The following is a 21,580-nucleotide window of genomic DNA, read 5'->3' as shown; positions in this document are numbered from 1 at the left end:
TTTGCTACAAATAACACATGCATCCTTTTTATTACATAGTTTTGGTTGTATCTATTATAATAAGAAGAGATGGCTTAAGGTTGAGGAGGATGAAAGAACTTGAATCGGAAAATCGTTGCACTATTAATGGCACTCTCCTTAGTTGTTGGAGCAGCAGGTACATATTTTGGCATTCAGTATGCAAATGCTGGAACGGTCAGTACCCCCCTTACAACTTCTTCAAATGATAGTAAAGTGGAAAAGGAAGAGCTAGACAAAATCAAGCAAGCTTATGAACTGATATCTTCAAAATATTACAAAGATGTAGATGACAAAAAATTATTAGATGGCGCAATCCAAGGAATGGTACAAACCTTAGGAGACCCTCACTCATCTTACATGGATAAGAAAACGGCACAGCAATTCACGCAGTCTCTTGATTCATCGTTTGAGGGAATTGGTGCTGAAGTAAGCATGGTAGATGGAAAAGTAACAATCGTAGCTCCGTTTAAACAATCTCCTGCGGAAAAAGCAGGATTAAAACCAAATGATCAGATTTTAAAGATCGATGGTAAAAGTATCGCGGGTCTGGAATTGAACGAAGCAGTATTAAAAATTCGCGGTAAAAAAGGCTCTACCGTGACATTAGATGTTCAACGACCAGGCGTGAAAGAAACGATGAAAGTAAAAGTTGTAAGAGATGAGATTCCAATTGAAACCGTCTATTCTTCTGTTAAAAATGTAAACAATAAAAAAATTGGCTACATGGAAATTACGTCATTCTCTGAGTCAACGGGAGACGAATTTACGAAACAGTTGAAAAAACTTGAAAATAAAAATATTGATGGCTTAGTTCTAGACGTTCGGGGAAATCCTGGTGGCTATTTAACGAGCGTTGAAAAAATGCTCGATAAATTAGTAACGAATAAAAAGCCATATATCCAAATTGAAGATCGTAACGGTGAACGTCAAAAAGTGGTTTCTTCAATGAAAAAGCAAAAGGATTATCCAATTGTGGCCTTGATTGATGGAGGAAGTGCATCCGCTTCTGAAATTCTTGCCGGGGCATTAAAAGAAGCAGGAGGATACAAGCTAGTCGGTGAAAAATCCTATGGAAAAGGAACGGTTCAACAAGCTGTTCCAATGGAAGACGGCAGTAATTTAAAACTAACGTTCTATAAATGGCTAACGCCTGATGGAAACTGGATTAACGAAAAAGGTATAAAACCAACGGTAGAAGTCAAACAGCCGGATTATTATTATGCAAATCCAATTCAAGTTGATAAAAAGCCATTAACACGTGATATGACAGGTGACCAAGTGAAGAATGCTCAAGTGATGCTAAAAGGCCTTGGCTTTGAACCTGGACGTACAGACGGATATTTTAGTAAAGAGACAGAAACAGCTGTAACTGCATTCCAAAAAGCCAATAAGCAAAAAGCTACAGGTGAAATCGATGAAGATACAGCAGCGCTTTTACAAACAAAACTTCTAGAAAAAATTAAATCAAAAGATGAAGATCGTCAGCTTCAAACGGCTTTAAAGCTAGCTAGTCAATAAGAAGTAGAAAAAGTTCCGTGCTTTTCCAAAGCACGGAACTTTTTTAGTAAAAACAACATTGTCGGTTAGTGATGCATTTTGATAAAATAAAGAAGCCTATGATACATAACAATCAATCGTAAATGTTGTAATAAAAATGTGAAAAATACAGGTGGTGAAAAAATGGATTTTGCATTAGAGCTCTTAAAAGGTATCGGGCGTTTGTTTTTGCATCCGTTAACGTATCTATTTCTGCTCGTCTCGTTTTTTGTAGGTCTTTCTCGCGTCAAGAGAGAGCGTCAGAATTTTCATGTTCGCGTGTTTGATTTTATTTTAGAAGCAAAATATTTATTTTTTCCAGGTATCATTATTGGGTTGATTTTATCCGTTGTTACCGTGTTGCTAGGTGTCTATGTATCTATAGGAATGATTGTGCTTGTAGCTGTTTTAACTTTTATCATAAGCGGCCCTTGGACGTTTAAATGGCTTTCTCCTTCTTACACCGTAGGACTGGCTGTGCTTGCAACCTTGGTTATTCCGGCATCTGGTTTCGGTGAAGGATTTATTCAAACGTGGTCTGTGCAAGCTCATAACGCAGATTTACCTTCTCTGACTATTTTAATGTCTCTGCTTGTATTAGCAGAAGGATATTTAATTTGGAAATTTGGAGCAAAAGGGACGTCTCCAGCCATTGTGAAAAGTAAAAGAGGGCAGGAAATTGGGGCTCATTACTCTCAAAAATTATGGGTTGTCCCGCTTTTTGTCTTAATTCCAGGCAGCGCCATTACGTCTGTGTTTCCATGGTGGCCTGTGTTATCTATTGACGGAACATCATTTAGCCTGTTTTTTGTTCCTTTTGCTATCGGTTTTTATCAGCGAATTCAAAGTATGGTGCCGTTTAAATCTATTGAATTTACCGGTAAGCGTGTATTAGCATTAGGCGTGGGATTAACGATCATTACGATTGCTGCTATTTTTTATCCTCTTGCCGCTGTAGCTGTTGTTATTCTAGCGATCATAGGAAGAGAGTGGATTCGTTTGCAGCAGCGTCGAAGCGATGAAAAGGCGCCCGCACTGTTTACTAAGCGTACACAAGGTTTGGTTGTATTAGGAATCATCCCTCATTCTCCGGCAGAGAAAATGGGTTTGAAAGTAGGAGAAGTGATTATTAAGGTAAATGGAATCGCTGTATCTGAGGTCCATAAATTTTATGAAGCATTACAAGTTAATAACCGTGCTTTTTGTAAGCTAGAAGTTATTGACGAAAATGGAGAAGTTCGCTTTACTCAGCGAGCATTGTATGACAACGAACATCATGAACTAGGTATTTTGTTTGTACACAATTATACAAAACGTGATTCACAAGCTGGTTAAAAGACGGATAAAAAGGAGAAATGTTTGTGGAAGTCAAAACGATTGCCGCAGTTTTTCTACCCGCCATATTGCTTGTTCTGTTTGCTAGAGTAACATATAACTTATATGTTGCCACAGCGCTGACGCTTTTGTTGATAGCTGTTTCTGTATATAAAGGGTACGCAGATTATCCGCTTATTATTTTAATAGATTTACTTTCAGCAGCCATCGGTTTTATATATGCAAAAAGCATGTTAGCTGCTGGAAAATAAAGATTGTTGCTTTGATGATAAGTTAATCGCTTATTATTAAACTGTACACAAAAGCTCTCTACACAACGTGGAGAGCTTTTTTATGTAAAAAAATGAGTTAGAACTTATAACAATATTGTTTCGGTTCATTTAATGAACGAGTATAATCAAATTAATTAGACAAATATGTTTATGTATAAAATATTTTAAACACTTGTGTATAAATCTATTTAAATAAGTGTACAGAAATGTGAGAAGGGTATAGAAAAATAAAATTATTAATCTGAAAATTTAGTTTATTTTTGTTTTTTAAAAATAAAAGGAGGTTTAGGATTAATGGAAGTATTAATGAGAACGATGTTTCAGTCGCTTGGCAAAAATCATTCAATGAACAAATTAGCTAAAAAGTATGGATTGAGGATGGGGGCAGCTCGTTTTGTTGCTGGAGACTCAACCGAATCAGCAATTCAAACATCCAAGGAGCTTAACAATAGTGGGAAAGTTGTTACACTCGATCATTTAGGAGAATTTGTTTTTACAGAAGAGGAGGCCAGGTTGTCTACTGCCATGTGCATTCAGGCACTAGAAGCCATTGCAGAATCGGGCGTTCAATCAAATTTATCATTAAAGATGACTTCTTTAGGATTGGATATTAGCAAAGAGCTTTGTATGGAAAATATGCGCAGAATTCTACACACGGCCAGGATGAATAATATTTTTGTTCGAATTGATATGGAAGACTACTTGCACTGCCAAATCTCCCTTGATATGTATAAAGAATTACGCAAAGAATTCGATAATGTTGGAATTGTGATTCAAGCGTATCTTTATCGTACAGAACAAGATATGAATGACTTACATCAATATCAAGCCAATTTACGTCTAGTAAAAGGAGCTTATAAAGAATCACCAGAAGTATCATTTCCGGAAAAGAAAGACGTAGATGAAAACTATAAAAAAATCATTAAAATGCATTTATTAAATGGGCACTATACAGCTGTAGCAAGTCATGATGAAGAAATGATTCAGTACACAAAACGATTAGTAAGAGAAAATGGTATTTCAAATGACCAATTTGAGTTCCAAATGCTTTATGGAATTTGTGTAGAGCTGCAGGACCGTCTAGTAAAAGAAGGATATAAAGTCAGGGTTTATGTTCCTTACGGCATTGATTGGTTTGGGTATTTCATGAGACGCCTAGCCGAGCGTCCCGCCAACGTATGGTTTGTGCTGAAAAACTTCGCGAAATAAATTTCTAATTAAAGGGGACTGGTTGAAATGACAGTAAGTACAAAAATCTCAGTTTTTAAAAATGAACCGTTTACTGATTTTTCGTTAGAAGAGAATAAACAAGCGATGCAAGCGGCGTTAGTGAAAGTGAAAAAAGAACTGGGACAAACATATCCTCTCACGATTGGAAAAGATAAAATCTCAACAGAAGAAGTGATTGTCTCTACGAACCCGGGAAAGGTAGATGAAGTGATTGGTAGAGTAAGCCGTGGCACTAAGGCTTATGCTGAGCAGGCAATGCAAGAAGCGTTAGCAGCATTTCAATTATGGAAGAACGTCCCGCCTGCTGAACGTGCTGATTATTTATTCAAAGCAGCAGAGCTGATGAGAGAAAGAAAGTATGAATTTTCTGCCATGCTCGTTTATGAAGTGGGGAAAAACTGGGCAGAAGCTGATGCGGATACCGCGGAAGCTATTGACTTTATGGAATTTTATGCGCGAGAAATGATTCGTTTAAGTGAAACGAATGAGCATCAACCTTTAACGCCGGTAGAAGGTGAAACAACAGAGATGACGTATATTCCTTTAGGCGTAGGAGTAGTCATTTCACCTTTTAATTTTCCGCTTGCCATCATGGCTGGAACGACTGTAGCGGGAATTGTATCTGGAAATGCGGTTATTTTAAAGCCAGCTGATTCTGCACCGGTTATTGCTGCGAAATTTGTTCAATTAATGGAAGAAGTCGGTCTTCCGTCTGGTGTTCTGAATTTTATCCCTGGAGATGGCATAGAAGTTGGAGAATATTTAGTCGAACATCCTCAAACTCGTTTTATTTCTTTTACGGGATCAAGAGAAGTAGGATGTCGCATTTATGAACGTGCCTCAAAAGTACAGTCTGGACAAATTTGGCTGAAACGCGTCATTGCTGAAATGGGAGGAAAAGATGGCGTTGTGGTAGATGAAACGGCAGATTTAGATGCAGCAGCGCAAGCGATCGTAGCATCTGCGTTTGGATTTCAAGGACAAAAGTGTTCTGCTGGCTCTCGAGCGATTGTTGTAGAATCTGTTTATGAAGAGATTGCCCAAAAGGTAGCCGCATTAACAAAAGAATTAACCGTCGGACTGCCTGAAGACAATCCTTCTATGGGGCCTGTTATTGATCAAAAAGCGTATGAAAAAGTATTAGCCTACATTGAAATTGGCAAAGAGGAAGGAAAGCTTATTGCCGGGGGAGCTAAAGCTCCTGGAAATGGCTACTATATAGAGCCTACAGTATTCAAAGATGTGGATTCAAAAGCACGAATTATGCAAGAAGAGATTTTTGGACCAGTCCTTGCGTTGACAAAAGCAGCTAACTGGGAAGAAGCCATTGAGATTTGCAATGAAACTGACTACGGTTTGACGGGAGCTTTTTTCTCTGAAAACGAAGAGAGAATTCAAAGGGCGTTAGCTACTATGCACTGCGGTAACTTATATATTAACAAAAAATGTACAGGAGCATTAGTTGGCGTTCACCCTTTTGGAGGTTTTAATATGTCCGGAACGGACTCGAAAGCCGGAGGGTATGATTATCTTCTATTATTTACACAAGGGAAGATGACAGCGAGAAAACAGAAATAAGTTCAGTCTAAAGGAAATCAAAAAATTCGACACGAAGCTAAAAATGCTTGTGTCGAATTTTTTGATTAGTTTAATCCATATTCTTTGATTTTGTTATAAAGGGTGCCGCGTGAAATGCCAAGCAGATCTGCTGCTGCACTTTTGTTTCCATAGGTTTTTTGAAGAGTCTCTTCTATTAGCCTAGCTTCTTGAAGAGAATCTTCCTCTTTTTGAACTTCTGTGAAAGAACTTGCATCCTTCAGGTTGTCAGGAAGGTGCGTAAGGGTAATCAATGACTGATCACTTAGAAAAATCATTCGTTCAATCGTATTTCTCAGCTCGCGAATATTGCCTGGCCAGTCGTATTGCATAAAGGCTTCGAGAACTTCAGAGCTGATGAAAGGAGCCTTCTTTTTATACTTTTTACTAAATTCCTGTACAAATTGCTGAGTCAATGCTTCGATGTCTTCTTTATGGTCTCGAAGCGGCGGAATAATAATGTTGATGACGGTCAGCAAATAGTAAAGATTTTCATGGAATTCACCGGCTTTTAGCAACTCTTCCAAAGGCGTCGTGGTAGAGGCTACAATTCGGGTTTGGACTTGAATTTCTTCCGTGCCTCCAACGTGATAAAAGGATCGTTCTTCCAAGTAACGGAGAAACTTCACTTGAATTTCAAGAGGCATTTTATCAATTTCTTCAATAAATAACGTCCCGTTATGAGCCTGCTCCAGTTTTCCCGCAATGGTCGTTGGATCTTCTGAAAAGACATCTTTTTGATGACCAAAGAGCTCAATTTCCAGGAGTCCCGATGGAATAGTGGCGCAATTTAAAGATAAAAAAGGTTCTTTATGTTTGGATCCCCCGTAGTGGATGGCCTGAGCCAGCATTTCTTTCCCAGAACCAGGTTCTCCTGTTAATAAAATAGGCATATCTGTAGATGCCACTTTTTTGGCAATGTCAACGGCTTGCTTAATTTCAGGACTGATACCCGCGAAAGAAGAAAATGGATTATCTTTCGGAATGAGAAGAGACACATCAATTTCTTCATTTAATCTTACAATATTGGTAATGTCATGTTCAGTTGCGACTCCACCTATGACTCGATTGTTTCTTATAATAGGAGATGCATTGATGAGCACGTGAGTTTGTTCATTAGGACGATGATACGTTCCGCGAACAGGGCGCCCTTCATTTAGAATCGTATGTAGAATGATGGATTCATCTTTGAAATGCTCTCCGATTTTTCTACCAATAATATCATCTCTCTGAATCTTATACGTATGTTCCGCAGCAGTATTCCACAAGATTACATTTCCTTCATTATCGACCGCTGTCACTGCATCATTAATGGTTTCTGCCAATGTATCAAAATAGGAAGCTAATATCTCATTTTGGCTATGCAAATGTGTAATCCACTGTGAAGGTGTTACAAGTCCTATTGTGGTTTCTTGGTTTTCTGCTTGAATGAGGACTGGTCTGTTCCAGTTTGTGTTGGCTTGTAAATTGGCTAATGTAGAAGTAGAAGATGAAGGCCAATTTGTATCCGCTATTACTTTCTTTATGGAAGATGCCCTGTCATGACCTGTTAAAAGGTATCGTTCATCTTTGTGTATTACATAAAAGGTATTTGCTGTGACTACAACGAAGTCATAGTTTGAAAGTTCAGATTTCACTTTAGCTAAAGAAGTTGATTCTTCAACTGTTGTAAAGGAGTTATTTATAAGAACTTGATCAACGCTTGCCATACTAAACCCCTCTCAGTACATATTTTTTATACTGTATCATAATTTAGAAATTGGCGCAAAAGCCTATCTTTTTCAAACAATAACGCAGCTTACTTTCTTTTGTTGCTTTCATCTAAAGAGTTGTATTCCCTTCGAAAAGGGTAGTATAAGAATTTAGTGGGTAATAAAGTAACAGGGTAAAAAATAAAAACAAACAAACACTATATAAGATTAATACTCACTAGTTTCATTTATGATTATAAAGTGATAAAATACGAATATCAGTTCGTGTTTTCGGTTTTTACATATCGTAATAAAAATAGATAAAACAAGAAAATAGAAACGGAGGCCTTCATTTGAAAGATCAGTTTGAATTAGTATCCCCATATCAACCGCAAGGTGATCAGCCAAAGGCAATTGAAAAGATTGTGAAAGGAATTAAAGAAGGTAAGCAGCATCAAGTTTTGTTAGGTGCTACAGGAACGGGAAAAACCTTCACCATGTCTAATGTTATTAAGGAAATAAATAAGCCGACACTAATTATGGCTCATAACAAAACGCTTGCTGGTCAATTGTACAGTGAGTTTAAAGAGTTTTTTCCTAATAATGCAGTCGAATACTTTGTCAGTTACTACGATTACTATCAGCCTGAAGCCTATGTACCTCAAACAGATACATTTATTGAAAAAGATGCGAGCATTAATGATGAAATTGATAAACTTCGTCACTCGGCAACTTCTTCTCTTTTTGAACGAAAAGATGTCATTATTATTGCCAGCGTATCCTGTATTTATGGCTTAGGGTCTCCGGAAGAATACAAAGAAATGGTCGTATCTCTTCGAGTAGGAATGGAAAAAGAGCGCAATCAGCTGCTTCGTACGCTAGTAGATGTACAGTACGAAAGAAATGATATTGACTTTAAGCGCGGAACGTTTCGCGTTCGCGGTGATGTTGTGGAGATTTTCCCTGTGTCTCGAGATGAACACTGTATTCGCGTCGAGTTTTTCGGCGATGAAATTGACCGCATCCGAGAAGTTGACGCTCTAACAGGAGAAATCATTGGTGATCGTGAACATGTAGCTATCTTCCCGGCATCTCACTTTGTCACGAGAGAAGAAAAAATGCGTGTTGCCATTCAAAATATTGAAAAAGAACTAGAAGAACAGCTAGAGAAGCTAAAAGAAGCAGGCAAGCTTTTAGAAGCGCAGCGCTTGGAGCAGCGCACGCGCTACGACCTAGAAATGATGAGAGAAATGGGCTTTTGTTCGGGAATCGAGAACTACTCTCGTCATTTAACGCTTCGTCCCGCTGGTTCTACACCTTATACACTGCTGGACTTCTTCCCGGAAGATTTCCTTCTTGTTGTGGATGAATCACACGTTACGATTCCTCAAGTTAGAGGAATGTACAATGGAGACCAAGCGCGTAAACAAGTGTTAGTGGACCATGGTTTCCGCTTGCCATCCGCATTAGATAACCGCCCGCTTAAATTTGATGAATTTGAACAGCATATTAACCAAATTGTTCATGTTTCCGCAACACCAGGTCCTTATGAACTTGAGAAGGCACCTGATGTGATTGAACAAATTATCCGTCCAACGGGATTATTGGATCCAAATATTGAAGTTCGACCAATTGAAGGGCAGATTGATGATTTAATTGGAGAAATTCATGACCGGATTAAGCGAAATGAACGAGTACTCGTTACGACGTTAACAAAGAAAATGTCTGAGGATTTAACGAACTACTTAAAAGAAATCGGCATTAAAGTTCAATATCTTCACTCTGAAGTGAAGACGCTCGAGCGTATTGAAATTATCCGAGAGCTGCGGCTTGGAAAGTACGATGTGCTTGTAGGAATTAACTTACTTCGTGAAGGTTTAGATATTCCGGAAGTTTCGTTAGTAACCATATTAGACGCGGATAAAGAAGGATTCTTGCGTTCAGAACGATCGCTTATTCAAACCATCGGACGTGCTGCGCGAAATGCTAATGGACATGTCATTATGTATGCAGATCGCATCACAAACTCCATGGACATTGCTATCAATGAGACCAAGCGTCGTAGAAGTATTCAAGAAGCTTACAATGAAGAGCATGGTATTACACCAACAACGATTCAAAAAGAAGTTCGAGGCTCAATTCGTGCAACAGTAGTAGCAGAAGATACAGAAACGTATGAAGAAGCACCGGCATTTGATAAGCTCAACAAAAAAGAAAAAGCAAAGCTCGTAGAAGAAATGGAACAAGAAATGAAAGAAGCAGCCAAAGCGCTTAACTTTGAACGCGCAGCTGAGCTTCGTGACTTGATTCTAGAATTAAAAGCGGAAGGGTGACAAAACATGGCGATGGAAAAAATCGTGGTAAAAGGTGCACGAGCCCACAATTTGAAAAATATCGATATTGAAATCCCACGAGACAAATTAGTGGTGTTAACAGGGTTATCAGGTTCTGGTAAATCTTCTTTGGCTTTCGATACAATCTATGCAGAAGGACAAAGACGTTATGTCGAGTCGCTTTCGGCATATGCAAGACAGTTTTTAGGTCAAATGGATAAGCCGGATGTAGATTCGATCGAAGGATTGTCGCCTGCTATTTCAATCGATCAAAAAACAACGAGCCGAAACCCTCGTTCAACCGTCGGAACTGTGACGGAAATCTATGACTATTTACGCCTTTTGTTTGCTCGTGTAGGAAAGCCGATTTGTCCTAATCATGGAATTGAAATTACATCTCAAACGATTGAGCAAATGGTAGATAGAATTTTAGAATACCCTGAACGCACAAAACTTCAAGTACTGGCACCTGTGGTATCTGGACGAAAAGGTACCCATGTAAAAGTGTTAGAAGATATTAAAAAGGAAGGGTACGTTCGCATTCGAGTAGACGGAGAAATGCGTGAAATAACAGAAGAAATTGAACTGGAAAAAAACAAAAAGCACTCCATTGAAGTAGTGATTGATCGCGTTGTTGTAAAAGAAGGTGTAGCCGCTCGTTTGTCGGACTCTTTGGAATCAGCTCTTCGCCTTGGAGAAGGGAAAGTAATTATTGATGTGATAGGTGAAGAAGAACTGCTTTTTAGTGAGCATCATGCTTGTCCAAAATGTGGTTTCTCCATTGGAGAACTTGAGCCCCGCATGTTTTCATTTAATAGTCCGTACGGGGCGTGTCCAACGTGTGACGGGTTAGGAACGAAATTGGAAGTGGATAAAGATTTAGTTATTCCTAACTATGACTTAACGCTTCATCAGCACGCAATTGCACCTTGGGAGCCAACAAGTTCTCAATACTATCCGCAGCTGCTTGAAGCCGTATGTACACATTACGGCATCGATATGGACGTGCCGGTGCGAGATATCCCGGAACATTTATTTGATAAAGTATTATATGGCAGCGGTAAAGAAAAAATTTACTTTCGCTATGAAAATGATTTTGGCCAAGTAAGAGAAAATCATATCGAATTTGAAGGCGTGCTTCGGAACGTAGAGCGCCGTTATCATGAAACAAGTTCAGATTATATCCGTGAGCAAATGGAAAAGTACATGGCTCAGCAAGCTTGTCCAAAATGTAAAGGAAATCGCTTAAAACGTGAAAGCTTAGCGGTGCTTATTGACGAAAAGCATATAGGAGATACAACCCGCTTCTCGGTAAAAGAAGCATATGATTTTTTTGAAAGTCTCAGCCTATCTGAAAAAGACATGAAGATTGCGGATATGATACTGCGTGAAATTCGTGAGCGTCTAAGCTTTCTCATTAACGTGGGACTTGATTACTTAACATTAAACCGCTCTGCTGGAACTCTCTCAGGAGGAGAAGCACAGCGGATTCGTTTAGCTACTCAAATTGGTTCTCGTTTGACGGGGGTTCTTTATATTTTAGATGAACCTTCTATCGGTCTTCATCAACGTGACAATGATCGCTTAATTCGCACGATGCAAGATATGCGCGATATTGGAAATACGTTGATTGTTGTAGAACATGACGAAGATACGATGATGGCAGCTGATTATTTAATTGATATCGGACCAGGAGCTGGCGTACACGGGGGTGCTGTTGTTTCTCAAGGTACGCCTCAGGAAGTGATGGAGGATGAAAACTCTTTAACGGGTCAATATCTATCAGGAGAGAAGTTTATTCCTCTTCCAGCGGAAAGACGGTCAATAGATAAAGATCGAATGATTGAAATTATAGGAGCAAAAGAAAACAATTTAAAAAATGTAAAAGCAAAGCTTCCGTTAGGTATGTTCACGGCTGTTACAGGTGTATCTGGATCAGGTAAGAGTACGCTTGTAAATGATATCCTTCATAAATCATTGGCGCAAAAGCTGCATAAAGCAAAAAGCAAAGCAGGAGAACATAAAGAAATCAAAGGCATTGAACACTTAGATAAAGTCATTGATATTGATCAGTCTCCCATAGGCCGTACGCCTCGTTCGAACCCTGCAACGTATACAGGTGTATTCGATGACATCAGAGATGTATTTGCCCAAACAAACGAAGCAAAAGTGCGTGGATATAAAAAAGGTCGTTTTAGCTTTAACGTGAAAGGCGGCCGCTGTGAAGCTTGTCGAGGAGACGGTATTATTAAAATTGAAATGCATTTCTTGCCAGATGTATACGTCCCTTGTGAAGTCTGCCACGGCAAACGATACAACCGTGAAACTTTAGAAGTGAAATACAAAGATCAAAACATTTCAGATGTATTGGATATGACCGTTGAAGACGCGCTTTACTTCTTTGAAAACATTCCAAAGATTAAGCGCAAGCTGCAGACAATTTACGATGTAGGACTTGGCTATATCACGCTTGGACAGCCGGCTACTACTTTATCTGGTGGAGAGGCACAGCGTGTAAAGTTAGCTTCAGAGCTTCACCGCCGCTCAACAGGAAGAACGCTGTACATTTTAGACGAACCGACTACCGGTCTTCATGTCGATGATATTGCACGATTATTAAAAGTGCTCCAGCGTTTAGTTGAAAATGGAGATACGGTTCTAGTGATCGAACATAATTTAGACGTCATCAAAGCTGCTGATTACCTGCTTGATTTAGGACCTGAAGGCGGAGATAAAGGCGGACAAATTGTGGCTGCGGGTACGCCGGAAGAAGTGTCAAAAGTAAAAGAATCCTATACGGGTCATTATTTGAAGCCAATTTTAGAACGTGACCGTAAGCGTATGGAGAAAAAAGTTGAAAAAGCAGAGGCATTAACTCGTTAAAAGACACCAGCATTGGTGTCTTTTTTATAAAGAATGAAACTTTTTAACTCATTAAACCGTAATACATGATATAAGGAGCTGATTATTATGGAAGGAAATCGCATACTATCTTCCTTAAATTATTTTAGCGTTTTCTTTGCACCATTTTTATTACCTATTATTATTTATTTTGTTGTTCATAACATAGAAGTAAAGAAACATGCAAAAACTGCATTTTTGTCACATTTATTACCTATCGCTACAGCGATCTTATTCTTATTTTTCTTGCTTCCTGCTCTTACTGGCTCTAGTGGAACGGTATTTATTCTTTTAATTGTAGCTTTAGTTGTTGTTTCTTTAGTTAATGTTGTTGTGTTTGTATGGAATATTGTAAAAGGGATACAAATATTAAGCAGGTAGAAAGTTAAATGACTAAAACGTAAAGAGGAGATGGAACGTATGAGTGAAAAGCGCAAACAAATTTTACAGATGGTAGAAGAAGGAAAACTTAGCGTGGATGAGGCTTTAACTTTGCTAAATTCACTGGAAAAAGACTCAGCTAATGATTCTTCCTATGCTACGCCTGATAAAGCTGAGCTATCCCCTTATGTAGGAGGAAAACAGAAAAAAACGTACGCTTCTAAATCATCTCAAAGCTCTTTAAAGGAAAAATTATTTACATTTGTAGATCAAACGGTAAAAAAAGTAAAAGAAGGAGATTTAGATTTTAACTTTGGGCCTTCGATTGACGTTCAGCACATCTTTCAACAATCAGAAGCATATATTCAAGAGATTGACGTAGATTTAGCAAATGGAAGCGTCCAACTCCGCCCTTGGGGAAGTACAGAAGTACGAATAGAATGTGAAGCTGCTATCTACAAAGTAGAGAATTCGGATGAAGCGCGCCGCACTTTCTTGCAGCATACGGCATTTTCCATTGAAAATGGCAAATTGCGCTTTGCAATTCAGCAAAAACAAATGAAGGTGAAGGCGATTATTTATATTCCAGAAATGGAATATGAACGCGTCAAGCTCCGTATGTTTAATGGTTCAATCGATGGGGAAAGACTAAGCGTACGAGACCTGAAAGCCAAAACAGCTAATGGTACCATCCGCTTTTACGATGTGAATAGCCATTCTCTTGAAATGGAGACATCAAATGGGCATATGGAACTTTCTCGAATACTCGCTTCAAAATGTGAGCTTGAAACAATCAATGGAACGGTTAAATTTGATGGGGACACAAAGAAAATTGACGTTCAAACATTTAACGGAGATATTGATACGTATTTAAAAGGAGAGCGCATTGAAAAAGCATTTTTCAAAACGACTACGGGGAGCATTACGCTCTATACGCCGCCCCACCTCTCCGTTGATGGAGATTTGAAATCTAACTTTGGGAATTTTACATGTACACTTCCTGAGATGGAAATAGTAGATGAGAAAAAAGAAACGGTGATGAAACAACTTCGTTTCAAAGCCAATATCGCTTCGCCTAAAGGCTATAAATTGTTAGCTGAATCCAAAACGGGCTCAATTGTTATAAAATAGAAAACGCTTGGTTTAGTAAAAAAGCAAAGGAGATGATTAACGTGCGAAAGTTGTATCGTTCGCGAACAAATCGCAAGCTTGCGGGTGTTATCGGCGGTATTTCTCAGTATATCGGAATAGATGCTTCACTACTGCGCGTATTGTTTATCATCAGTTTATTTTTTACAGTAGGTACCCCGGTCATTTTATATATGATTTTTGTGTTTTTAGTTCCAAATGAAGAAGGAGATTTCTAAAAATGTTATTACGTGGAATCATTAGTATTTTAATCAATGCCCTCGTATTAATCGTAATCGCAGGTTATATTGACAGCTTTCACTTGGAATCAGTCAGTGCAGCTATTATCGCGAGCTTGATTCTATCGATTTTGAATGTGTTTGTTAAGCCGATTTTAATTTTACTTACCCTGCCGGTGACATTTCTTACGCTTGGCCTATTCTTATTCGTTATTAATGCCATTACGCTGATGATTACACAAAGTGTTATGGGAGATTCTTTTAATATTGACGGGTTTGGTACAGCGCTTTTAGCCTCGGTAATCATGTCGCTTTTAAATGCGCTTATTCAACGAGTGATTGTTGAACCGCTTCAAAATAGAAGATAACTTTCTTGCAATACTTAATTTTCTAAAAAAGATGGTAAGGCGATGCAGCCTATGCCATCTTTTTTTCTTTTCTTTCCGTATTAATGATAAAATAAAGTGGCTAGTAGAACCAAACGCGACATAAAAGCGAGAGTTGGATATACTGTAGACATGAACAGGTATATGACTGTTCATAAAAGGAGGATGCACGGTGGTTAAAGTACGTACAAAAGACATCATTGAGAAATTTAAATTAGAGCTTATTAGCGGAGAAGAAGGAATCGACCGTCCTATTTCAACGAGTGATATTTCACGTCCAGGTATAGAAATGGCAGGTTATTTTACATATTACCCAGCGGAACGTATCCAGCTGTTAGGTAAAACAGAACTATCATTTTTTAAACAGTTAGATGATGAACAAAAAAAAGTTCGAATGGAAAAGATGTGTACAGATATCACGCCGGCTATCATCGTTTCGCGTGAAATGGATGTACCGAAAGAACTTATTGAAGCTTCAGAGCGTGAGTCAGTTCCTGTGCTGCGTTCAAGCTTTAAAACAACGCGACTTTCCAGCCATTTAACGAATTTTCTTGAAAGCCGGCTAGCACCTACTACTGCCCTGCACGGCGTATTAGTTGATATATACGGAATTGGTGTATTAATCATGGGAAAAAGCGGCGTTGGTAAAAGTGAAACAGCTCTAGAGCTTGTTAAGAGGGGACATCGCCTAGTAGCCGATGACTGTGTGGAAATCCGTCAAGAAGACCAAGACACGCTTGTAGGAAATGCGCCTGGTTTAATCGAGCATTTGCTTGAAATTCGAGGACTAGGGATCATCAATGTGATGACGCTATTCGGCGCAGGAGCTGTACGAAGCTATAAGCGAATTTCACTTGTTATTCAGTTAGAGACATGGGATCAGCAGAAACATTATGATCGCCTTGGTTTAGAAGAAGATAAAATGAAAATCATTGATACAGATGTTACAAAAATTACATTGCCAGTACGTCCGGGACGAAACTTAGCTGTTATCATTGAAGTGGCAGCAATGAACTTCCGCTTAAAGCGTATGGGTATTAACGCAGCAGAACAATTTTCTGCACGCCTAACAGATGTAATTGAAGAAGGAGATCGTGAAGATTTATAAGAAAGGGTGTTAACTTGTGGAAGCAACTATTCAGCCGTTAGATCGCGTTTTCCTTGAAATTGGCCCTCTAACGGTCTACTGGTACGGCGTAATTATCGGTGCAGGTGTTCTATTAGGTCTTTATATTGCGACAAGAGAAAGCGTAAGAAGAGGCTTATCAAAAGATACATTTGTTGATCTTATCTTATTTGCTGTGCCAATAGCTATTATTTGTGCGCGAATTTATTATGTATCCTTTGAATGGGGATACTATTCAAAGCATTTAAATGAAATACCTCAGGTTTGGCAAGGTGGGATTGCCATTCATGGAGGCTTAATCGGAGGCGTATTAACTGCCATTGTGTATTCGAAAGTAAAAAAGATTTCATTTTGGAAGTTGGCTGATATTGCTGCGCCTAGTTTAATCCTTGGCCAAGCCATTGGGCGCTGGGGCAACTTTATGAATCAAGAGGCACATGGGGGGCCGGTTACCCGTGCTTTTTTAGAAGGGTTGCACCTTCCAAATTTCATTATTAACCAAATGTATATTAACGGTACATATTATCATCCTACGTTTTTATACGAATCATTATGGGATTTTGCTGGATTTATCCTGTTGATGGTACTTCGCCGCACCAGTCTGCGAAAAGGAGAAATTTTCTTATCTTATTTAATCTGGTACTCAGTTGGACGCTTCTTTGTAGAAGGGCTTCGCACGGATAGCTTAATGCTGACGCATACACTCAGAATCGCTCAAGTTGTTTCACTTGCACTGATTGTAATAGCCATTATTTTAATTATTATCCGCCGCGTGACGGGAATGAGTAAACAGAAATACTTAGAGAATGAAGAAGAACAATCTAAGGCGTAAATGAAGAAAAGCTACAAGGTTTACACAAACTTGATTTGACGCAAGGGAAGGAAATGAATAATGACGATTAATACGGTTTTGTTTGATTTAGACGGTACGCTAATTGATACAAATGAATTAATTATTGCCTCTTTTACTCATACGCTTAATCACTATTATCCTGAACAATATACTCGTGAAGATATTTTACAGTTTATGGGACCTCCTTTATACGACACGTTTGTAGAAATGGATAAAACGAAAGTAAACGAAATGATTGAGATGTATCGCACGCATAATCTAGCCAATCACGATTTGCTTGTTAAAGAATTCGAAGGCGTACTTGAAACAGTTAAATGGCTGCACGAGCAGGATTATAAATTAGGTATTGTCACAACCAAGCAAAGAAATACGGTCATGATGGGGCTTAAGTTAACAAAGTTAGATCAGTTCTTTGATACGATTGTCGCAATTGAAGACGTGACAAATGCAAAGCCGCATCATGAGCCAGTAGAAAAAGCACTGAAGCTGCTTAATGCTAAACCTGAAGAAGCGCTGATGGTGGGAGATAACCATCATGACATCGTTTCTGGCCAAAGAGCTTATACGAAAACAGCTGGAGTTGCTTGGAGTGCAAAAGGGAGAGATCATATCGCTTCTTATAATCCTGATATTATTTTAGAAAATATGACGGATTTAATTGATATATTAAAAGGAGAACGTCAGTGAGAAAAACGACGCGCTATCCGGTTAAAGGAGCTAATTCCCTTTGGCATGTCTATAAGACCGTGCCTTTTTGGAAAGTAGTGCGCAACTTCCTAATCATTCAATGCGCTCGCTATACGCCTTTTCTTTCGATGAAAAACTGGCTGTACAAAGCGTGCTTAGGGATGAAAGTAGGACCTCAAACATCCTTTGCCCTTATGGTGATGCTCGATATTATGTTTCCTGAAAAAATACAAGTAGGACGCAATACGGTTATCGGATACAATACAACTATTCTCGCTCATGAATATCTGATAACGGAATATCGTCTTGGAGATGTCATCATTGGGGATGAAGTGATGATTGGAGCAAATAGCACCATCCTTCCAGGCGTAACAATCGGCAACGAAGCGGTTGTAGCGGCTGGAACGGTGGTTCATAAAGATGTAGCACCCGGTTTCTTTGTTGGAGGTAACCCTATGCGTGTCATCTATACAAAAGAAGAAATGGAAAAGCGCAGGGAAGCAGAACCTAAAGCCACAACTTAGCAAGAACTAAGCTGTGGTTTTTTTTGTAAATTTGAACAGCTGGCGGTTGACGGCTGACTTTATCGGGTGTAAACTATCAATAACTTTAATTTGTTATTTCGCTAATACATTAGCGCGATAAAGTAAAATCAACCTATCAATGGTTCCTTAATAGATAAAATCAAGCTTAAAGGACGTGTCGGAATGTCAAAGTTATTTATGTTTGAAAAACCTCTTGGAATGAGGGATACCCTGCCAGCTCTTTTTGAAAGAAAAAAACAAGTTCGCAATCAGCTGGCAGATGAAATCGGCAGCTGGGGCTATCAATATATGGAAACGCCTACTGTGGAATACTACGAGACGGTAGGAAGCGCATCAGCTATTTTAGATCAACAATTGTTTAAACTTTTAGATAAAGAAGGGCATACGCTTGTGCTGCGACCGGATGTAACAACACCATTTGCACGTGTGGCCGCTTCAAAACTTTTAAATAATTCTCCTTTGCGCTTAGCTTATGAAGCAAATGTATTCCGAGCTCAGCAGCGTGAGGGTGGCCGCCCGGCGGAGTTTGAACAAATAGGCGTTGAGCTAATTGGAGACGCTACGATGAGCAGCGATGCTGAAGTGATTGCTCTCATGATCGGCGCATTAAAAAGAGCGGGACTTAAATCATTTAAAGTGGCAATTGGCCACATCGGGTTTGTTAATTCGCTTTTTTTAGAAATTGTCGGAAATGAAGAACGTGCTAACGTGCTTCGCCGCTTTTTATATGAGAAAAATTACGTGGGCTATCGTAATCATGTAAAAGACTTGAATCTATCTTCTATTGATAAACAGCGTCTCCTTCAGCTGCTTAACCTGCGCGGAGATGAAAAGAAGATTGAAGAAGCGGTTGAACTAGTTGAAAACGAAGCTGGTAAAAAAGCAGCCGGCGATTTGAAAAAGCTATGGAATATGCTTGATGCATACGGTGTAACGGATGAAATTAAAATTGATTTTAACTTAGTCAGTCATATGAGCTATTACACAGGTATTTTATTTGAAGTCTTTGCTGAAAACGTTGGTTTCCATATCGGTAATGGAGGACGTTATGACCAGCTTCTTGAAAAATTTGCGTCTAAAACACCAGCTACAGGATTTGGAATTCAGCTGGACCGCTTAATTGAAGCGCTGGGCGAAGAAGTATATGAGCCTTCAGCAGTATACGGCATATTATATAGCCAGGAGCGTTTGGATGAGGCATTAGCTTTAGCTGCTGAACAGCGCAAGCAAGGATACCGGGTAGTGACTCAGGAAATTGCAGGGGTTGATGATGTTGATGTATTTACTGCACAGTTTGAAGAAGTCACGTTTCTAATTGGAAAACGAGGCAAGGGGGGACAATAATGAGTGAACTATTAACAATTGCAATGCCAAAAGGACGTATTTTTGAAGAAGCAGCTGAACTTTTGCGTCAAGCAGACTTTCAATTGCCGCCAGAATTTGACGATTCGCGCAAGCTGATTGTAGATATTCCTGAAGAGAACATGCGCTTTATTTTAGCAAAACCAATGGATGTTACTACTTATGTAGAATACGGAGTAGCGGATCTTGGTATTGCAGGTAAAGACGTAATGTTAGAAGAAGAACGAGATGTCTATGAGCTGTTGGATTTAAATATTAGTAAATGTCATCTCGCCGTTGCCGGTTTGCCTAATGCTAAAAAATCAGAAATTGCTCAAAAAGTGGCAACTAAATATCCAAATGTAGCATCTACTTATTTCAGGGAGCAAGGAGAGCAAGTAGAAATTATAAAATTGAATGGTTCGATTGAATTAGCGCCTTTAATCGGCCTGGCTGATCGGATTGTTGATATTGTATCAACGGGACAAACACTAAAAGAGAACGGACTTGTTGAATTGGAGCACATTGAAGATATTACATCGCGTTTGATTGTGAACCCTGTGAGCTATCGTTTAAAAGACGAACGAATTGATGATTTAGTGAATCGTTTAGCCCAAGTGGTTCAACCTGTATAAAAGAGGTGACATACATTGAAAATTACACGTGTAACAGAACAAGTGAGCTTAAAGCGTACGATTGATCAAGGGACAAGTGCTCAAAGAGAAATTGTCGTAAATATTTTAAAGCAGGTGCAAGAGCAAAAAGACGAAGCTTTAAAACGGTATACAGCCCAATTTGACGGCGTTGAGCTTTCTTCTTTGCTTGTGACAGAACAAGAAAAGAAGCGTGCTTATGAGCTGGTTGATGCAGATATGCTGTCAACCATTCGTGAAGCTGCTGACAACATTCGTGATTACCACGAAAGAATGGTCCAGCAGTCTTGGATGACAACAAAAGAAGACGGCACCATTTTAGGGCAGAAAGTAACGCCTTTAGATGCAGTAGGTGTTTATGTACCGGGAGGTCTTGCGGCTTATCCTTCTTCCGTTTTAATGAATGTCATTCCTGCTCAAGTGGCAGGTGTAAAACGTATCGTGATGGTTTCACCTCCAGGAAAAGACGGCGCGCTTCCTGCTGGAGTAGTGGTAGCAGCGAGTGAGCTTGGGGTCAAAGAGATTTATAAAGTAGGGGGAGCTCAGGCAGTAGGAGCACTTGCCTATGGAACAGAAACAATTCAATCCGTCGATAAAATTGTAGGGCCAGGTAATATCTTTGTTGCATTAGCGAAAAGAGAAGTATATGGCTTAGTAGACATTGACTCAATTGCTGGACCTAGTGAAATTGTCGTACTAGCAGACGATACGGCCAAGCCGAACGAAGTGGCCGCTGATTTATTGTCTCAAGCAGAACATGACAAATTAGCTTCAAGCATTTTAGTTACACCTTCTATGAAATTAGCCGAAGCTGTTAAAGAAGAAGTGGAAAGACAAGTGGAATCTTTACCTCGTAAAGAAATTGCAAAACCTTCTATTGATAACCATGGCGCTATTTATGTGACTGGGTCATTAGAAGAAGCGATTGAAGCTGTTAATCAATTAGCTCCTGAGCATTTAGAAATTATGACTGAAAGTCCGCTTGAACTTTTAGGTTCCATTCGTCATGCCGGTGCTATTTTTCTAGGAAGATACAGCTCAGAACCTGTTGGCGATTATTTCGCGGGACCAAACCATGTTCTTCCAACAAATGGGACAGCAAAATTCTCAAGTCCTTTATCAGTTGATTCATTTGTGAAAAAGTCTAGTATCATTTCATACAGCCAACAAGCTCTGCAGAAAAATGTCTCGAAAATCGCAGCGTTTGCTCGTTTAGAAGGGCTAGAAGCTCATGCAAGGGCGGTTGAAGAACGCTTTAAAAAATAAGGTGGAGATTAAAAGAAAAGAGTAGAAATGTTCTTTTCTTTACTTATTACATGCACAGTT

The 21,580-nt window shown here is 39.2% G+C and carries 19 protein-coding genes; 18 read left to right on the top strand and 1 reads right to left on the bottom strand.

Annotated elements, in window-relative coordinates:
* Positions 1-99 precede the first annotated feature (99 nt).
* From JNUCC25_RS25545 to pruA, 5 genes are all read left to right on the top strand, one after another.
* Positions 100-1,539 (top strand): S41 family peptidase, encoded by a 1,440-nt coding sequence (locus JNUCC25_RS25545; RefSeq protein WP_013059738.1) that lies wholly within the window; start codon positions 100-102, stop codon positions 1,537-1,539.
* Positions 1,540-1,701: 162 nt separating this feature from the next.
* Positions 1,702-2,892 carry a PDZ domain-containing protein gene (locus tag JNUCC25_RS25540; protein ID WP_013059737.1) on the top strand — a complete coding sequence of 397 codons (1,191 nt, stop codon included), beginning with the start codon at positions 1,702-1,704 and terminating at the stop codon, positions 2,890-2,892.
* Between the two features lie 26 nt (positions 2,893-2,918).
* The gene (locus JNUCC25_RS25535) at positions 2,919-3,143 is read left to right on the top strand and encodes a DUF2198 family protein (protein WP_013059736.1); all 225 of its coding nucleotides are present in this window, start codon (positions 2,919-2,921) and stop codon (positions 3,141-3,143) included.
* Positions 3,144-3,458: 315 nt separating this feature from the next.
* Complete coding sequence (locus JNUCC25_RS25530; RefSeq protein ID WP_025601664.1) at positions 3,459-4,373, top strand: proline dehydrogenase family protein; 915 nt, start codon at positions 3,459-3,461, stop codon at positions 4,371-4,373.
* Between the two features lie 27 nt (positions 4,374-4,400).
* On the top strand, positions 4,401-5,972 hold the full coding sequence (gene pruA, locus JNUCC25_RS25525) for an L-glutamate gamma-semialdehyde dehydrogenase (RefSeq protein ID WP_029319331.1): 1,572 nt from the start codon (positions 4,401-4,403) through the stop codon (positions 5,970-5,972).
* A 65-nt stretch (positions 5,973-6,037) separates the two neighbouring features.
* Here the strand turns inward: pruA and JNUCC25_RS25520 are convergent, their stop codons facing one another.
* Positions 6,038-7,699, bottom strand: coding sequence for a sigma-54 interaction domain-containing protein (locus tag JNUCC25_RS25520; RefSeq protein ID WP_029319330.1), 1,662 nt, complete (start codon positions 7,697-7,699; stop codon positions 6,038-6,040).
* 335 nt (positions 7,700-8,034) lie between these two features.
* On the opposite strand from JNUCC25_RS25520, the gene uvrB reads away from it, so the two are divergent.
* From uvrB to hisD, 13 genes are all read left to right on the top strand, one after another.
* Positions 8,035-10,014, top strand: coding sequence for an excinuclease ABC subunit UvrB (gene uvrB / locus JNUCC25_RS25515; RefSeq protein ID WP_013059732.1), 1,980 nt, complete (start codon positions 8,035-8,037; stop codon positions 10,012-10,014).
* Between the two features lie 6 nt (positions 10,015-10,020).
* Positions 10,021-12,897: an excinuclease ABC subunit UvrA gene (gene uvrA, locus JNUCC25_RS25510; protein ID WP_029319329.1), complete on the top strand. Its 2,877-nt coding sequence runs from the start codon at positions 10,021-10,023 to the stop codon at positions 12,895-12,897.
* Between the two features lie 87 nt (positions 12,898-12,984).
* Positions 12,985-13,296: a hypothetical protein gene (locus tag JNUCC25_RS25505; protein WP_013059730.1), complete on the top strand. Its 312-nt coding sequence runs from the start codon at positions 12,985-12,987 to the stop codon at positions 13,294-13,296.
* Between the two features lie 39 nt (positions 13,297-13,335).
* The gene (locus JNUCC25_RS25500; RefSeq protein ID WP_013059729.1) at positions 13,336-14,427 is read left to right on the top strand and encodes a DUF4097 family beta strand repeat-containing protein; all 1,092 of its coding nucleotides are present in this window, start codon (positions 13,336-13,338) and stop codon (positions 14,425-14,427) included.
* A gap of 41 nt (positions 14,428-14,468) precedes the next feature.
* Positions 14,469-14,663, top strand: coding sequence for a PspC domain-containing protein (locus JNUCC25_RS25495; RefSeq protein ID WP_013059728.1), 195 nt, complete (start codon positions 14,469-14,471; stop codon positions 14,661-14,663).
* Between the two features lie 2 nt (positions 14,664-14,665).
* Positions 14,666-15,031: a phage holin family protein gene (locus JNUCC25_RS25490; protein WP_029319326.1), complete on the top strand. Its 366-nt coding sequence runs from the start codon at positions 14,666-14,668 to the stop codon at positions 15,029-15,031.
* A 190-nt stretch (positions 15,032-15,221) separates the two neighbouring features.
* Complete coding sequence (gene hprK / locus JNUCC25_RS25485; protein WP_013059726.1) at positions 15,222-16,157, top strand: HPr(Ser) kinase/phosphatase; 936 nt, start codon at positions 15,222-15,224, stop codon at positions 16,155-16,157.
* 16 nt (positions 16,158-16,173) lie between these two features.
* A complete protein-coding gene (gene lgt, locus JNUCC25_RS25480; protein ID WP_013059725.1) occupies positions 16,174-17,007 on the top strand; it encodes a prolipoprotein diacylglyceryl transferase in 834 nt (277 codons plus the stop codon).
* A 60-nt stretch (positions 17,008-17,067) separates the two neighbouring features.
* The gene (ppaX, locus tag JNUCC25_RS25475; RefSeq protein ID WP_029319324.1) at positions 17,068-17,715 is read left to right on the top strand and encodes a pyrophosphatase PpaX; all 648 of its coding nucleotides are present in this window, start codon (positions 17,068-17,070) and stop codon (positions 17,713-17,715) included.
* Complete coding sequence (locus JNUCC25_RS25470; protein ID WP_013059723.1) at positions 17,712-18,239, top strand: acyltransferase; 528 nt, start codon at positions 17,712-17,714, stop codon at positions 18,237-18,239. Before ppaX ends, JNUCC25_RS25470 begins: the two co-directional genes overlap by 4 nt.
* A 183-nt stretch (positions 18,240-18,422) precedes the next feature.
* Positions 18,423-19,604: an ATP phosphoribosyltransferase regulatory subunit gene (locus JNUCC25_RS25465; RefSeq protein ID WP_029319322.1), complete on the top strand. Its 1,182-nt coding sequence runs from the start codon at positions 18,423-18,425 to the stop codon at positions 19,602-19,604.
* Positions 19,604-20,236, top strand: a complete 633-nt coding sequence (hisG, locus tag JNUCC25_RS25460) for an ATP phosphoribosyltransferase (RefSeq protein ID WP_013059721.1) — start codon at positions 19,604-19,606, stop codon at positions 20,234-20,236. The genes JNUCC25_RS25465 and hisG overlap by 1 nt, the downstream gene beginning before the upstream one ends.
* A 15-nt stretch (positions 20,237-20,251) precedes the next feature.
* Positions 20,252-21,520 (top strand): histidinol dehydrogenase, encoded by a 1,269-nt coding sequence (gene hisD / locus JNUCC25_RS25455; RefSeq protein ID WP_029319320.1) that lies wholly within the window; start codon positions 20,252-20,254, stop codon positions 21,518-21,520.
* The last annotated feature ends 60 nt before the right edge of the window (positions 21,521-21,580 follow it).

This window comes from Priestia sp. JNUCC 25 (genome assembly GCF_053667915.1).
This window is presented reverse-complemented; position numbering and strand designations above follow the sequence as displayed.

Excerpts from the sequence above, each read along its gene's own strand:
- JNUCC25_RS25540 (WP_013059737.1), top strand. The coding sequence starts at position 1,702 with ATGGATTTTGCATTAGAGCTCTTAAAAGGTATCGGGCGTTTGTTTTTG.
- JNUCC25_RS25530 (WP_025601664.1), top strand. The coding sequence starts at position 3,459 with ATGGAAGTATTAATGAGAACGATGTTTCAGTCGCTTGGCAAAAATCAT.
- pruA (WP_029319331.1), top strand. The coding sequence starts at position 4,401 with ATGACAGTAAGTACAAAAATCTCAGTTTTTAAAAATGAACCGTTTACT.
- JNUCC25_RS25520 (WP_029319330.1), bottom strand. The coding sequence starts at position 7,699 with ATGGCAAGCGTTGATCAAGTTCTTATAAATAACTCCTTTACAACAGTT.
- uvrA (WP_029319329.1), top strand. The coding sequence starts at position 10,021 with ATGGCGATGGAAAAAATCGTGGTAAAAGGTGCACGAGCCCACAATTTG.
- JNUCC25_RS25505 (WP_013059730.1), top strand. The coding sequence starts at position 12,985 with ATGGAAGGAAATCGCATACTATCTTCCTTAAATTATTTTAGCGTTTTC.
- JNUCC25_RS25500 (WP_013059729.1), top strand. The coding sequence starts at position 13,336 with ATGAGTGAAAAGCGCAAACAAATTTTACAGATGGTAGAAGAAGGAAAA.
- JNUCC25_RS25490 (WP_029319326.1), top strand. The coding sequence starts at position 14,666 with ATGTTATTACGTGGAATCATTAGTATTTTAATCAATGCCCTCGTATTA.
- ppaX (WP_029319324.1), top strand. The coding sequence starts at position 17,068 with ATGACGATTAATACGGTTTTGTTTGATTTAGACGGTACGCTAATTGAT.
- JNUCC25_RS25465 (WP_029319322.1), top strand. The coding sequence starts at position 18,423 with ATGTCAAAGTTATTTATGTTTGAAAAACCTCTTGGAATGAGGGATACC.
- hisG (WP_013059721.1), top strand. The coding sequence starts at position 19,604 with ATGAGTGAACTATTAACAATTGCAATGCCAAAAGGACGTATTTTTGAA.